Raw genomic sequence first — 13,508 nt, 5'->3', positions numbered from 1 at the left:
CGGGTCATGCCCATCCGTCATTTGCAATCAGGGCCTTCAGGCGGTCCTGATCATACTCAGCTTCCAGGCGTTTGGCCTCGGCTTCGGCAACATCGGCTGCTTCGCCCTCAGCGGAAAACGGTGCCGCCTTGCGCCACTCGGCAAGATAGGCGTCCGCGTCCTTTGCGTTCACCTTCATGGCCGCGCGGTCGATGGCCTGCTCGAACCGTTCCTCGAGCTGGCGCTTGGCGCCGCGGCGGCCTTTGCCAACGATGACCTGCGCGGGGATATCGCGCCAGTAAACGATCGTAACGTCGGGCATGCCCTGTTTTCCTCCTAGCCTGGATAGACCACGTTCTAGAGCGGTGGCGCTCGGCAAGTTGGTCGAATTTCGACAACACGATGGGATTGAGCGACGTTTTGCTGCCGCGACACTAGCTTTGTGCACATTCGAATGCCACAGGGGTTTTCCGCCAAAATATTCATGTGGATTATGAGGAGCCCGCTAGGCAGCGGAAATTGCTCCGCTTCTGGCGGCCAGAGCTTGCGCCGCCGCAGCTGCGCACCTATTGTCAATGTTAACACGATAATCGGAGGGCGTGAATCATGGCGCCCAGGCGCTCGAAAGGTGCGGGCGCGTTTCCCAAAGCGGTTGAGACCCCTGCACCGGCCCGTCCCGATCCAGATGCGCTCTATGCCGCTTTGGATTTGGGAACAAATAGCTGCCGTATGCTGATTGCCCAGCCCAAGGGCAGCGGCATTCATGTGGTGGACAGTTTCTCCAAGTCGGTGCAGTTGGGCGCCGGGCTGGAGCGGACCGGACGGCTGTCGCGGTCCTCGATGGCGCGCACCATTCAGGCGCTGCGGATCTGTCAGCAGAAACTCAAGCGCAACCGCGTGCGCCGGATGCGGCTGGTCGCGACTGAGGCTTGCCGCCGCGCCAAAAACGCCCGCGACTTCATCCGCCAGGTCAAGCGCGAGACAGGCCTGACGCTGGAAATCATCCAGCCGGAGGAAGAGGCGCGTCTGGCGGTCATTTCCTGCGCACCTTTGGTTTCGACCAAGACGGAACAGCTTCTGGTGGTTGATATCGGCGGCGGCTCGACAGAGCTGGTGTGGATCGACATTTCCTCCGTGCCGCGGCGCGACCGCCCATCCGCCATCATGCGGCTGCACAACGGGTTCCACTCGACCGAAAGCCCCTTCCCCGCTGCTAAGGTGGTGGATTGGATTTCCGTGCCGCTGGGGGTCGCCACTTTGCGCGATCAGTTCAACGATGTGGAGGATGATGCCGCCCGCTTTGCGCTGATGAGCTGGTTCTTTGAGGAGAACCTGGCGGATTTTGCCCCCTACAAAGATGAGCAGGCGCGCGCAGGCTTCCAGATCGTTGGCACCTCCGGCACCGTGACAACCGTTGCCGCGTCGCACCTCGGGCTCAAGCGCTATGACCGGACCAAAGTGGACGGGCTGCGGATGACCAGCGATCAGATTGACAAAGTGATCCGGGGTTATCTGGAACTCGGGCCCCAGGGCCGCCGCCGCGACCCCCGCATCGGCGAGGACCGGCAGGCGCTGATCATGTCCGGATCCGCAATCCTGCAGGCGCTGCTGCGCTGCTGGCCGACCGACCGGCTGTCGGTTGCCGACCGCGGGCTGCGCGAGGGCCTGCTCTATGCGCAGATGAGTGCGGATGGCGTTCTGGAGGACGGCCCCTACTAACAGCTCAGCATCGTCTGAAGGTCCTGTTCATGTATACGACCATTGCCATAGCTTACCGGCTAAGCACCGTTTCAGTAACGGTTTCCGCGTTGGAGGCAGCGGGGTTCAAGGTATTTTGCCCGTGGATCAACACCATGACGCTGCTGCCCCATTACAGCCTGGCATTTGGCGGCGTTCCGATCGCTGTTCCGCCCAAAACTGCAGCCGAGGCCTCTGAGTTTCTCAAAGCAGTTCACAGCGGGACTATCAGCCCTCTGGAAACAGAAGGGTGCGAAGCTGATACCCTTCCCGCGCCGCTAGAGAAAAAGCGCCTTCGGGACAAGGCTGCAAACATTCTAGGATATGTCCTTTGCAGCGTATCCGCTCCCTGGCCCGAGCTAGCATTGTCCGGGGAGAAAGCATCGCCTTGATCCGGCTGGAGCAAGAGGTTATCTGCAGCCCTTACTTTCGGAGAATACGCTTATGGCAAAGACCCCCACTGGGAAAAACACTTCCGGGCGCGGGCAGCGCGACCTGAAGGTCAAGGTGAAATCGGCGCGCGGCCGCAAGCTGAGCTCGACCCGCTGGCTGCAGCGGCAACTGAACGACCCTTATGTGAAACGCGCCCAGGCTGAGGGGTATCGCGGCCGAGCCGCCTATAAGATCATGGAGCTGGACGACAAATTCCGGTTCCTGGTCAACGGTGCCCGGGTTGTCGACTTGGGCTGCGCGCCGGGCGGCTGGGCGCAGGTTGCAGTGAAGCGCATCAATGCCCTGGGGGAGAAACCAGGCAAGGCCGTGGGCCGCATCATCGGCATTGACTTGCAGGAAGTGGAGCCGCTGGCGGGCGCCGAGTTCCACCAGCTCGACTTCATGGATGACGGGGCCGACGACAAGGTCAAGGAATGGCTGGGCGGCAAGGCAGATGTTGTGATGTCCGACATGGCGGCGGCCAGTTCCGGCCACAAGCAGACTGACCACTTGCGGATTATCTCGCTGTGCGAAACCGCGGCCTATTTCGCCTTTGACGTATTGGAAGAGGGCGGCACCTTTGTGGCCAAGGTTCTGGCCGGCGGCGCCGAGGGAGAGCTTCAGAAACTGCTGAAACAGAAGTTCACCAAGGTGATGAACATGAAGCCGCCCTCCTCGCGGTCGGACAGCTCCGAAAAATTTGTCGTTGCCACGGGGTTCCGCGGCTGAGCGGGATCAGACCGGCCGGTTATGCGGGGTTGTCAGCGACCGGCTTGCTAGGGTGCGCAGCAGGATCGCCTCCTCACCATCGTCATCGGTCAGCCGGGACACCCGCAGCTTGCGGCTGACATGGCTGGCCATATCGCGCTGGCGCATCAGTTCGAACAGCCGCATGTGGCGCAGTTTGTTTTGCAGTTTTGTCATGATGGCCCCTTCTGGTTCCGCTGCTTTGTTGCAGGCTTAGATGGGGATTAGGCCGCAAGCGGGGCTCAATTGTGGCAGGGCTGCCTTATTGTTGCAAAAACGGAAACAGTTGCACGAAAGCCGCAGCCGTCACGTCCGCCCCATCCCGTCTGCCATGTCGCTTAAGGCGCCGTTGAATTCCGCACCAAGGATCAGGATCGCGGAATTCAGATAGAGGAAGATCATAGCCGCCATCGCCCCGGCAAGACCGGCATATGTGGCGGAGTACCGGGCGAATGAGCCGACGTAGACCGCAAACCCGCTGCCGCAGGCCAGCCAAAGGAGCAGGGTCAGCACTGCCCCCGGCAAAATCCGTCGGAACCGGTGGATCCGCCCCGGCAGCAGGATGTGAAAGGCCAGCACCGCTCCGATGGGCAGCGCCAGTGCCAGAAGGCCGCTGAGCCCCTGCTCCCAGCCCTGCGGAACGCTGGCAAACGGCAGAAGCTTGGTGATGTGGCGCACGTAGAGCGGCAGAAACACCTCAAAAAAGGCGACCGCCAGAATGCCCGCTCCGCCCATGATGACGAGCCCGATGCACAGCGCGCGGGCGCGCCAGAACGGTCTGGTGTCGGTATCGTGGTAGGCCTGCACCATCGCCACCCGCACCGCATCAACCCCGTTGGACGCGAAATACAGCGCAAACAGCCCGCCCAGGGTCACGAGCTGGGTGTTCGACGTCTGCAGCACTGCCTTCATCTCAGTCAGAATCGGCCGCGCCACGGCGTCCGGCCAGACGCTGAAAACCTGCTCGGTCATCAGGTCCATTTCCACCTCTTGCGACAGCAGGCTGGCCACGGTGCCGGCCAGCGCAACCGTGAACAGAACAAACGGGAACAGCGCCAGCATCATCGACATCGCGATGTGGCTGCTCATGACCCAGCCGTTCTTCCGGTTGAACCGGCGGGCGGCGGTCAGAAGGGCTGCGGGCCAGCGGCTCAGAGGGGGCAGGATCGGCATGCAGGCAAGGTTCCACAGGCGCCCGCAAATATCCAGTAGCAATGGCCCTTTATGCGGTTTTAGCGTTGCCTGTAGCATAACCGCCTATGGTGTGCGGGCGATGCGCATATTAGGTAAGTGCAAAGGTTCAAATTCGGGACTGCGGAATGTTCTGGTTAATTATCAGCACGGGCGCGATCGCCGCAACCTGGGCGGCTGCCGGGCTGGCTGCCCTAAGTGCGGCCCGCACAGCCCGGACCCCCCAAGGGGCGATCGGCTGGGTGGTGTTCCTGCTGTCGGCGCCGGTGATTGCCCTGCCCGCCTATATGATCTTCGGGCATCACAGATTCAGAGGCTACTGGAAGGCCCGCCGTGGCGCGGAACAGGCAGTGATCGCCACCCGTAATTATACCAGTGCCCAATCCGAGGACGCGCAGGAATTGCCGGTCAACCCCAGCCCGTTTGAAGCGATTGCCGGCATGAATGTGTGCCGCGGGAACGGCATGACGCTTCTGATCAATGGTCAGGATACCTTCAATGCCATCTTCGAGGCTTTTGAAAATGCGCAGGAATACATCCTTGTGCAGTATTACATTCTGCATGCGGACGACCTCGGGCACGCGCTTCAGAAACGGCTGATCGCTGCGGCTGAGCGCGGGGTAACCATCTGGTTCATGACCGACAGCATCGGAAGCCGCAAACTGCCCCGTGCGTACACCAGCGCGCTGGAAGCCGCCGGTGTCAACCTAATTGACCCGGCGGTTCAGAGGGCGCCCTGGCACCGGCTGCGGATCAACTTCCGCAATCACCGCAAGACAGTTGTTGTGGACGGCCGCGTCGGATTCACCGGCGGCCTGAACGTCGGGGATGAGTACATGGGGCTGGACCCGGCATTCGGGCCGTGGCGCGACACGCATGTGCGTCTCACCGGCCCGGTTGTTCAGCAGCTTCAGCTGTCCTTCGCGGAAGACTGGCATTGGCGAACCCAGGAACCTGTTCTGGACCTGCTGAACTGGGAAGCTGAGGCTTCGCCGCAGGACCGCCCGGCGCTGATTGCCTCCACCGGACCCGGCGACACCACTGGCAACGGCTCGATGCTGTATTTCTCTGCTATTTCCGCGGCGCAGGAGAGAGTGTGGCTGGCCTCCCCCTATTTCGTGCCGGACCAGGATGTGTTTGCAGTGCTTAAGCACGCAGCCCTGCGCGGGCTTGATGTCCGGATCCTGCTGCCGGAACACGCCGACCACGTGCTGCCCTGGCTTGCGGCCTTTGCCTATTTTGACGAACTGCGCGGCGCGGGCGTGCGCATCCTGCGCTACCAGGGCGGCTTTATGCATCAGAAATGTTTTGTCATTGACGACACGATTTCCGGCGTCGGCACCGCCAATCTCGACAACCGCTCGTTCCGATTGAATTTCGAGACAATGGCGCTGTTCTTCGACCGCGGCTCCGCCGGGGAAATTGCAGACATGCTGGCCCAGGATTTTCAGCGTGCGACCGAGCTTAGCCTGCCGCTGGACCAGCAGAGGCTCAGCATCCGGCTGCTGGCCCCGGTAGCCCGGCTGCTGGCGCCGGTGCTTTAATCCTGGCCGTCATACGGCTGGCCGTTCAGAGAGAACAGGCGCCCCATCGCGCTGACCAGGAAGGCAGTGCTGATGCCGAACCCGAACAGCCCGGTCACGGCGGCAAAAGCGGCAAAGATCCGCAGCGCCGGCCCCAGCACCACGTCGCCATAGCCCAGCGTGGTGTAGGTCGCGAGCGAGAAATAGACGGAAGTGTTCCAGTCCTCAATCGCGCCGACCAGGACAAAGGCCGAGGACCAGATCCAGACTTGTGCGGTGTGGCCGCCGAGGATGATGAAAATCGCCGCGACCAGCATCAGTCCGATTTGCCATCGGCGGTACGGTTTGGGAAACCGGGCAGACAGCTTGTTCAGCACCGACGCGCACCAGACCAGAACCGAGATCTCCAGGATCAGGCAGACGCTCAGATAGATCGAGCCCCACAGCAGCTGGTTCCACAGTGTCATTCCTGCCCTCGTCTTCGTCGGTGGCTTGGCCTCTCCCGGCCGCCTAATTGGTTTCTGTTCTTAACCACTTAAGCCGAGGATCGCCAGCAGCAGGCATCCGGCCCTGTCTTTCTGCCGCACTGGACTTCCAAGAGCCAGAGGTATTGAGTGCATTTGCAGGAATGGACGGCCAAACGCCGGAGGTGCCGTAGAATGGTTCTGAAGATCCGCAACGTGACCAAGGCTTATCCCGGCCAGACCTCGGAAACCGCCGTGCTGCGGGGGGTGTCGCTTGACCTTGCTGCGGGTACCAGCCTGGCGCTGACGGGTGACAGCGGTTCCGGCAAAAGCACCCTGCTGCACTTGGCCGGAGCGCTGGATCACTTTGACAGCGGCGAGATCGAGATTGGAGCCACCCGGCTTTCCGGTCTTGGCGACCGCCATCGCGCAGCGCTTCGCAGGAAAGAGGTTTCTCTGGTTTTCCAGCAATTTAATCTCATCCCTTCACTCACGGTCCGGAAAAACATCTCGCTGCACGCGCGGCTTGGCGGCCGCTGGGACGCGGTTTGGGGCCAGCAGCTGGCGGACCGCCTTGGCCTGTCCGGGCTGCTTGACCGCTACCCGGAGCAGCTGTCGGGCGGCCAGCAGCAACGGGTTGCCATCGCGCGCGCCCTTGCCCTGCGTCCCAAACTGCTGCTGGCGGATGAGCCGACCGGAAACCTGGATGAGACCGCCAGCGCCGCGGTGATGGAGCTGATGCTGGAACTGGTGCGGGAAAGCGGTGCGGCGCTGTTTCTGGTCACACATTCCGCCGCAATCGCACAGATGCTGGACCGGCAGCTGCACCTCAAGCACGGCAAGGCCGCATGATCCGCGCCGCCCTGGGATCCATCCTGTCCCACTGGCGGCGCCATCCGCTGCAGCTGGCGACACTGATTGCCGGGCTGGCGTTGGCCACCGGCCTGTGGTCGGCAGTGCAGGCGATCAATGGCGAGGCCCGCGCCAGCTATGCCCGGGCGGCGCAGCAGCTGGGCACCGCAGGTGCTGACCGGCTGGTGCCGGATAGCGGCGGTATCGCATTGCGCCAGTATGCAGCCCTGCGCCGGGCGGGCTGGAAGCTGGCGCCGGTGCTGGAAGGCACTGTCAGGTTCGGGCGGCAAAGCTTTGATATTATGGGCGTTGACCTGCTCAGCCATCCGCTGGTGGCGGACATGGCCGAAGCAGCGGAACAGGATGGCGCGCCGCCGCTGGACGCGCTGCTGGCGCCGGGCCGCTTCTTTGCGCATCCGGACACTGCAGCAGAGCTTGCAGCCGCGCAGCAGCAGCACCCGGTCACCCGCACCAGCGCCTTGCCCCGCGGTGTGCTGGTGGCTGATTTGAGCCTCGCCAGCCGTCTGCTGAAGCAACCGGAGGCGCTGAGCTATCTTCTGGTCCTGCCCGGCCAGATTCCGGGCCTGACACCGCTGGCGGAACTCGCCCCCGCGCTGACCCGCGTTGCCGCCCAAAGCGCAGCAGCAGACACCGCGCGGCTCACCGACAGTTTTCACCTCAATCTGACCGCCTTTGGGCTGCTGTCCTTCGCTGTGGGGCTGTTCATTGTCCAGGGGACAATCACCCTCAGCCTGGAGCAGCGCCGCGGCCTGATCCGGACGCTGCGCGGGCTTGGGGTGCCGATGCAAGTCCTGACCGGCCTGTTCGCCGCAGAACTGGCGATTGCAGCATTGATTGCGGGTGCGGCTGGGCTGGCAGGCGGTTACCTGGTTGCTGCGGCGCTGCTGCCGGATGTCAGTGCCACATTGGCCGGGCTCTACGGGGCGCCGGTGGATGGCAGCCTGTCCCTGCGCCCTGGCTGGGTCTTGTCCGGGCTTGCAATGGCGCTTGGCGGTACATTCCTGGCCGGGGCACAGGCGCTTTTTGCGATGTGGCGGATGCCGCTCCTGGCGGCACCAGCAACCCGCGCCCGCGGCCAGCAGGCTGGCCGGACGCATCTGCTATCTGCCGCTGCGGGGGGCGTCTGCATCCTGGCAGGGATTTACGTTATTAATTTATTTCAGGGGCTTGTTTCCGGGTTTGTCTTTCTTGGCGGCCTGATGCTGGGCGCCGCTTTGATGCTGCCCTTGCTGATTTCAGGCGGCCTCCGGCTCGGCGCGCGGCTGGCCCGGCGGCCATATGCGGAATGGCTTTGGGCTGACACCCGGGCGCAGCTGCCGGGCATGTCGCTTGCCCTGATGGCGCTGCTGCTGGCGCTGGCGACGAATATTGGCGTGGGAACGATGGTTTCCAGTTTCAGGCTCACGTTTGTGGGCTGGCTGGACCAGCGCCTGGCGGCTGAGGTCTATGTGACCGCAGGAACTGACGCGCAAGGCGCAGCGCTTGCCGATTGGCTCGACGGCCAAGGGGTAACCGTGCTGCCGATCCGCCGAAGCGATCTGCGGTTCAAAGGGGCGCCGCTTCGGATCTATGGGGTGGTGGACGATCCGACCTACCGGGAGCATTGGCCGTTGCTACAGGCCTTGCCGCGGGTCTGGGATCGCGTCGCTGCCGGAGAGGCCGTGCTGATAAACGAGCAGCTAGCCCGCCGCCACGGCCTGGCGCCTGGCGGAAAGCTCCAGCTTGAACCCGGATGGTCGCTGACGATTGCCGGGATCTATTCCGACTACGGCAACCCCAACGGCCAGGCGATTGCCGCGCTGCACCAACTGCTGGCCCGCGCGCCCGGCATACCCAACCGGCAGTTCGGCCTGCGATTGCCGCCGGATCAGGTTCCTGACCTCATCAGCACCATCCGGGAGAGTTTTGAAATACCACGGGAAAACATCGTTGATCAGGCGAGCCTCAAGGCGCGCTCGCTGGCGGTGTTCGACCGGACCTTTGTCGTTACCGCCGCGCTGAACCTGCTGACCCTCGGGGTGGCCGCCTTTGCCATGCTGACCAGCCTGCTGACCTTGTGGAGCCAGCGCCTGCCGCAGCTGGCGCCGGTCTGGGCGATGGGGCTCAGCCGCCGCCAGCTTGCCGCAACCGAGGTGCTGCGCAGTGTCCTGCTCGCCGCGATCACCGCGGTGCTGGCGCTGCCGCTGGGGCTGATCCTGGCCTGGGCGCTGCTTGCGGTGATCAATGTCGAAGCTTTTGGCTGGAAGCTGCCCATGCATGTCTTCCCGGGCGACTGGCTGCGGCTGTTTCTGCTGGCGCTGCTGGCCGCCATGGTGGCTGCCGCCCTGCCCGCGCGCCGGCTCAGCCGGCTCGATCCGTCCGAACTGCTCAAGGTGTTTGCCAATGAACGCTAGAACTGTCCTCGCGCTTGTTGTTGCCGGGTGGGCTTCGCCCGCGCTGCCGCAAGGGTTTGCCGGTCTGGGCTCAGAGGCCGAAGGCTTTGCCATACCGCAGCGCGGCTATCAGCTGGACTTCCCCGCGGATCATGGCCCGCACCCGGACTTCCGTATTGAGTGGTGGTACTTGACCGCCAATCTTGAAGGCGCGGATGGCCGGGATTACGGCGTCCAATGGACGCTGTTCCGCTCGGCCCTGGCGCCAGGCGACGGGGCCGGCTGGCAGAATCCGCAGATATGGATGGCCCATGCGGCAGTGACCGCACCGGATCAGCACCTTTTTGCCGAGCGTATCGCCCGCGGCGGCATCGGCCAGGCAGGCGTCACAGCGCAGCCCTTCGCGGCCTGGATCGACAACTGGCAGATGGCGTCGTCCCAACATGGACTTGAAAACCTGAAGCTTACCGCTGCGGGCGTAACTTTTTCCTATGATCTGCAACTCACCGCGTCTGGCCCCTTAGTGCTGCATGGAGAAGACGGGTATTCCGTGAAATCCGCCAGCGGCCAGGCGAGTTATTACTATTCGCAGCCGCATTACGAGGTCACCGGCACCGTGTCGTTTCCCCAGAGCGCGGTTGAGGTCACGGGCCACGGCTGGCTGGACAGGGAATGGTCCAGCCAGCCGCTGGCTGAGGATCAAAGCGGCTGGGACTGGTTCTCGCTCAGCTTCGAGAACGGCGCCAAGCTGATGGGCTTTGTCCTACGGGCAGAAAGCGGCGATTTCACCTCCGGCACCTGGATTTCGGCAGATGGCACGGCGGAGCCGCTGGAGCCGGGGACCTTCCAAGCCGAGCCCTTGGAATACAGCGAGGTGCAGGGCCGCAGGATCCCGACACGCTGGAGCGCGCGCCTGCCGGAGAAAGCTGTTTCCGTTGAAGTCCAGGCACTTAACCCGCAAAGCTGGATGGGCACCACATTCTCGTATTGGGAAGGGCCGGTCACAGTCACCGGCAGCCACAGCGGCACGGGCTATCTTGAGATGACCGGGTACGAATAAGGGCGCCCGAAGGCGCCCCTAAGATGTTCAGCGGACCACAAAGACCGAGCAATCCGAGTGCCGGATCACCCGGGCCGCATTGGGCCCGAGCAGGTAGTCTTTCAGATCCGGCTTGTGCGCGCCGATCACGATCAGCCCGCTGCCCGCCGTTTCGGCCACTTTCAGGATCTCCTGATAGGCTGTGCCGGTGGCCACCAGATGGCGCACCTTTGCATTGCGCTCTTCCCCCAGCAGCTTGCTGCACAGGTCCTGAAGCCGCTTGGTGGCGTCCTCTACTGCCTTTTCGTGGTGGTGTTCCTCGAAAAAGCCGGACACCCAGGTCTCGCCGAAGTTGGGCAGGACGTTGACCACGTCCAGCTGGGCGCCGTCAAGATCCGCCAGCCTGGCGGCCTCGGTCAGGACCTTTTCGTCCAAGGCGCGGTCGCTCAGCTCCAGGGCGCAAAGAACGGGTTTGCTCATGCCGGTACTCCTTCCTGTTCACGCGCGCGTCCGCGCTGCAGAAACGCAATCAGCGCCACCAGCAGCAGCGCCGGGATGAAGATCAGTTCCTTGGGCAGCTGGCTGGCCGGGGCCTGGATTGCAATGATCCGCACCGGTTCGTCGGCGTAGAAGTCAAAGCTTTCCAGATTGGGCGCCGCCGGGGTGCCGAACATCGGCTCCTCCAGTTTCACCACGCCGTCCTCTTCCAGCAGCAGCAGGCCATAGGCATCCACAGCCTGCTGGCCGCCAGTGCCATCGGCGGTCAGGAGCATCGTCGTGCTTTTGATTTCGGACGTGTCGAAATCAGGGCCTTCCACAGTGATCCGCAGCTCAGCGCCCGGCTCTGCCTCATCCATCGCCTGCACCAGCTGCGCCGGCGGAACCTGCGCATAGGGTGGCATAATCCGGTCCATGAAAAAGTCCGGCCGGAACAGCGCAAAGGCGGCAAAGATCAGCAGGATGCTTTCATAGATCCGGTTGCGGCTGATGAAATAGCCCATTGTGCCGGCGGTAAAGACCAGGATCGCGATGGTAGCCGATATGGCAACCAGTATCCCCTGTATCCAGTTCACATCAATCAGCAGGAGATCGGTGTTGAAGATGAACACGAACGGCAGCGCCACGGTCCGCAGGCTGTAGAAGAATGCGGTGAAACCGGTGCGGATGGCATCGCCGCCAGACACAGCGGCCGCGGCAAAGCTGGCAAGCCCGACTGGCGGCGTCACGTCGGCCATGATCCCGAAGTAGAACACGAACAGGTGCACCGCGATCAGCGGCACGATAAGGCCCGACTGGGCACCCAGTTCCACCACGACACCGGCCATCAGCGAGCTGACGACGATGTAGTTGGCGGTGGTCGGAAGACCCATGCCCAGAACCAGAGACAGTATGCCGACCATAACCAGCATCAGGATCAGGTTGCCGCCCGAGATGAACTCAACCAGCTCTGACATCACCTGCCCCACACCGGTGAGGGTGACGGTGCCCACGATCACACCGGCGGTGGCGGTTGCCAGCGCGATGCCGATCATGTTGCGGGCGCCGTCGATCAGCCCGTGCCACAGGTCGCTAACGCCTTCCATGAAGGCATTGGCCATATCGCTCTGGCCGCGGAAAATGGCCTTGAGCGGTTTTTGGGTCACCAGGATCACGAACAGCAGCGCCGTGGCCCAGAAGGCGGAAAGACCGGGCGACTTCTGCTCGATCATCAGGAAGTAGACCAGCACGATGATCGGCAGCAGGTAATGCAGTCCCGCCTTATAGATTTCTGCCACAACAGGCAGTTCGACCTCTGCGGCATTGGGGTCATCCGGCACCAGATCATCAACGCCGGCGGCCAGCCACAGCAGTGCGATATAGGCGGTCACAACCAAGGCTGACAGCGTCAGCCCGGACGCGTCCGGCATGGCTGCAACGATCCATTTCACCGGGTACTGCACGCCATAGCAAAGCGCTGCGAAGCCGGCAAAGAACAGCGCCATACCGCCAATAGTACGGCCCATGGACACCACGCGGTTGCCCAGCGTCGGCATGTTCCGCTTCACCGCTTCCAGGTGCACGATATAGACCAGCGCGATGTAGGAAATCGCAGCCGGCAGGAAGGCGTGGGTGATCACCTCGACATAGGAGATGCCCACATATTCCACCATCAGGAAGGCCGCAGCGCCCATCACAGGCGGCATGATCTGGCCGTTCACGGAGGACGCAACCTCAACCGAGCCCGCCTGTTCTGACGTGAAGCCCACGCGTTTCATCAGCGGGATGGTGAAGGTGCCGGTGGTGACCACGTTGGCAATCGAGGAGCCGGAGATCAGGCCGGTCGCGGCAGAGCCCACAACCGCCGCTTTGGCCGGGCCGCCGCGCAGGTGGCCAAGCGCGCCAAAGGCCATCTTGATGAAGTAATTGCCGGCGCCTGCCTTATCCAGCAGCGCGCCGAACAGCACAAACAGGAACACGAATTTGGTGGACACACCCAGGGCAATGCCGAACACGCCCTCAGACGTGATCCACATGTGGCTCATCGCCTTTTTCAGGCTGGCCCCTTTCCAGCGGATGACTTCGGGCACGTATTCCGAAGAGCCGAAGAAAACATAGAGAAGGAAAATTGTCGCAATGATCGCCATTGCCGGCCCCAAAGCGCGGCGTGCGGCTTCGAACAGCAGGATCAGGCCGGCCAGGGCAAACCACTTGTCCATGTCATCGGCAAGGCCGCCAGAGTCGACGATTTTCTGATAGAAAATATAGCCATAGAGCGCGATGCCGGTCCCGGCGATGGCAAAGATCCAGTCCTGTATCGGAATGTATCCGCGCGGGCTGCTTTTTAATGCGGGATAGGCGGCATAGGCCAGGAAAATGGCAAAGGCCAAATGGATTTGCCGCGAATTGTTCACCACGCTGCCAGGCAGCAGCAAGTTGGAAACTGGTGAAGCCAGAATGACTTGGAAAACCGACCAGATGACTGCGACGATTGCCAGAAACAGCCCCACGCTTCCCACCGGGTTGCGGGCGCCGGCGTCAGAGGACGCGACAAGTTCCTGAAGCTCTTCTTCGCTGAGCGGTCGATTTCCCTGAGCATCGGATGTCATGGATAATCTCCCCTAGGGCCGGCGCGGAGCGGCTCGGCCTCAAATTTCATCCCCCGATCCGGGGG

At 62.7% G+C, this 13,508-nt stretch carries 13 protein-coding genes; 7 read left to right on the top strand and 6 right to left on the bottom strand.

The features are described from left to right. Nucleotides 1-4: 4 nt before the first annotated feature. On the bottom strand, nt 5-301 hold the full coding sequence (locus tag CAER_RS0123470; RefSeq protein ID WP_027237660.1) for a virulence factor: 297 nt from the start codon (nt 299-301) through the stop codon (nt 5-7). Between the two features lie 284 nt (nt 302-585). Between CAER_RS0123470 and CAER_RS0123465 the strand changes: the two genes are divergently transcribed. Genes CAER_RS0123465 through CAER_RS0123455 form a run of 3 tightly spaced genes read left to right on the top strand, consistent with a single transcriptional unit; the run spans nt 586 to nt 2,877 of the window. Continuing rightward, complete coding sequence (locus CAER_RS0123465) at nt 586-1,698, top strand: Ppx/GppA phosphatase family protein (RefSeq protein ID WP_027237659.1); 1,113 nt, start codon at nt 586-588, stop codon at nt 1,696-1,698. Nucleotides 1,699-1,727: 29 nt separating this feature from the next. Beyond that, nucleotides 1,728-2,108, top strand: a complete 381-nt coding sequence (locus tag CAER_RS0123460) for a hypothetical protein (protein ID WP_027237658.1) — start codon at nt 1,728-1,730, stop codon at nt 2,106-2,108. 52 nt (nt 2,109-2,160) lie between these two features. Next, nucleotides 2,161-2,877: an RlmE family RNA methyltransferase gene (locus CAER_RS0123455; RefSeq protein ID WP_027237657.1), complete on the top strand. Its 717-nt coding sequence runs from the start codon at nt 2,161-2,163 to the stop codon at nt 2,875-2,877. A 6-nt stretch (nt 2,878-2,883) separates the two neighbouring features. On the opposite strand, the gene CAER_RS0123450 is transcribed toward CAER_RS0123455, so the two are convergent. Both CAER_RS0123450 and CAER_RS0123445 read right to left on the bottom strand, forming a co-directional pair. Then, nucleotides 2,884-3,072: a hypothetical protein gene (locus tag CAER_RS0123450; protein ID WP_027237656.1), complete on the bottom strand. Its 189-nt coding sequence runs from the start codon at nt 3,070-3,072 to the stop codon at nt 2,884-2,886. A gap of 129 nt (nt 3,073-3,201) precedes the next feature. Next, entirely contained in the window at nt 3,202-4,068 is an 867-nt protein-coding gene (locus CAER_RS0123445; protein WP_027237655.1) for a YihY/virulence factor BrkB family protein, read from the bottom strand. 146 nt (nt 4,069-4,214) lie between these two features. On the opposite strand from CAER_RS0123445, the gene cls reads away from it, so the two are divergent. Further along, nucleotides 4,215-5,630 (top strand): cardiolipin synthase, encoded by a 1,416-nt coding sequence (gene cls, locus CAER_RS0123440; protein ID WP_027237654.1) that lies wholly within the window; start codon nt 4,215-4,217, stop codon nt 5,628-5,630. Here cls and CAER_RS0123435 read toward each other — a convergent pair. After that, nucleotides 5,627-6,076: a potassium channel family protein gene (locus CAER_RS0123435; protein ID WP_027237653.1), complete on the bottom strand. Its 450-nt coding sequence runs from the start codon at nt 6,074-6,076 to the stop codon at nt 5,627-5,629. The two genes, cls and CAER_RS0123435, sit on opposite strands and share 4 nt — an antisense overlap. Before the next feature lie 192 nt (nt 6,077-6,268). Between CAER_RS0123435 and CAER_RS0123430 the strand changes: the two genes are divergently transcribed. From CAER_RS0123430 to CAER_RS0123420, 3 genes are read left to right on the top strand one after another with little or no spacing between them, the layout of a single operon-like run. Continuing rightward, complete coding sequence (locus CAER_RS0123430) at nt 6,269-6,925, top strand: ABC transporter ATP-binding protein (RefSeq protein ID WP_027237652.1); 657 nt, start codon at nt 6,269-6,271, stop codon at nt 6,923-6,925. Beyond that, complete coding sequence (locus CAER_RS0123425; RefSeq protein ID WP_027237651.1) at nt 6,922-9,339, top strand: ABC transporter permease; 2,418 nt, start codon at nt 6,922-6,924, stop codon at nt 9,337-9,339. Before CAER_RS0123430 ends, CAER_RS0123425 begins: the two co-directional genes overlap by 4 nt. Next, on the top strand, nt 9,329-10,378 hold the full coding sequence (locus CAER_RS0123420) for a lipocalin-like domain-containing protein (protein ID WP_027237650.1): 1,050 nt from the start codon (nt 9,329-9,331) through the stop codon (nt 10,376-10,378). The genes CAER_RS0123425 and CAER_RS0123420 overlap by 11 nt, the downstream gene beginning before the upstream one ends. 27 nt (nt 10,379-10,405) lie before the next feature. Here the strand turns inward: CAER_RS0123420 and CAER_RS0123415 are convergent, their stop codons facing one another. Both CAER_RS0123415 and CAER_RS0123410 read right to left on the bottom strand, forming a co-directional pair. Then, a complete protein-coding gene (locus CAER_RS0123415) occupies nt 10,406-10,837 on the bottom strand; it encodes a universal stress protein (RefSeq protein WP_027237649.1) in 432 nt (143 codons plus the stop codon). Further along, complete coding sequence (locus CAER_RS0123410; protein ID WP_027237648.1) at nt 10,834-13,443, bottom strand: TRAP transporter permease; 2,610 nt, start codon at nt 13,441-13,443, stop codon at nt 10,834-10,836. Before CAER_RS0123410 ends, CAER_RS0123415 begins: the two co-directional genes overlap by 4 nt. Between the last annotated feature and the right edge of the window lie 65 nt (nt 13,444-13,508).

The organism is Leisingera caerulea DSM 24564 (assembly GCF_000473325.1).
In the GTDB taxonomy this organism is placed as follows: domain Bacteria; phylum Pseudomonadota; class Alphaproteobacteria; order Rhodobacterales; family Rhodobacteraceae; genus Leisingera; species Leisingera caerulea.
This window is presented reverse-complemented; position numbering and strand designations above follow the sequence as displayed.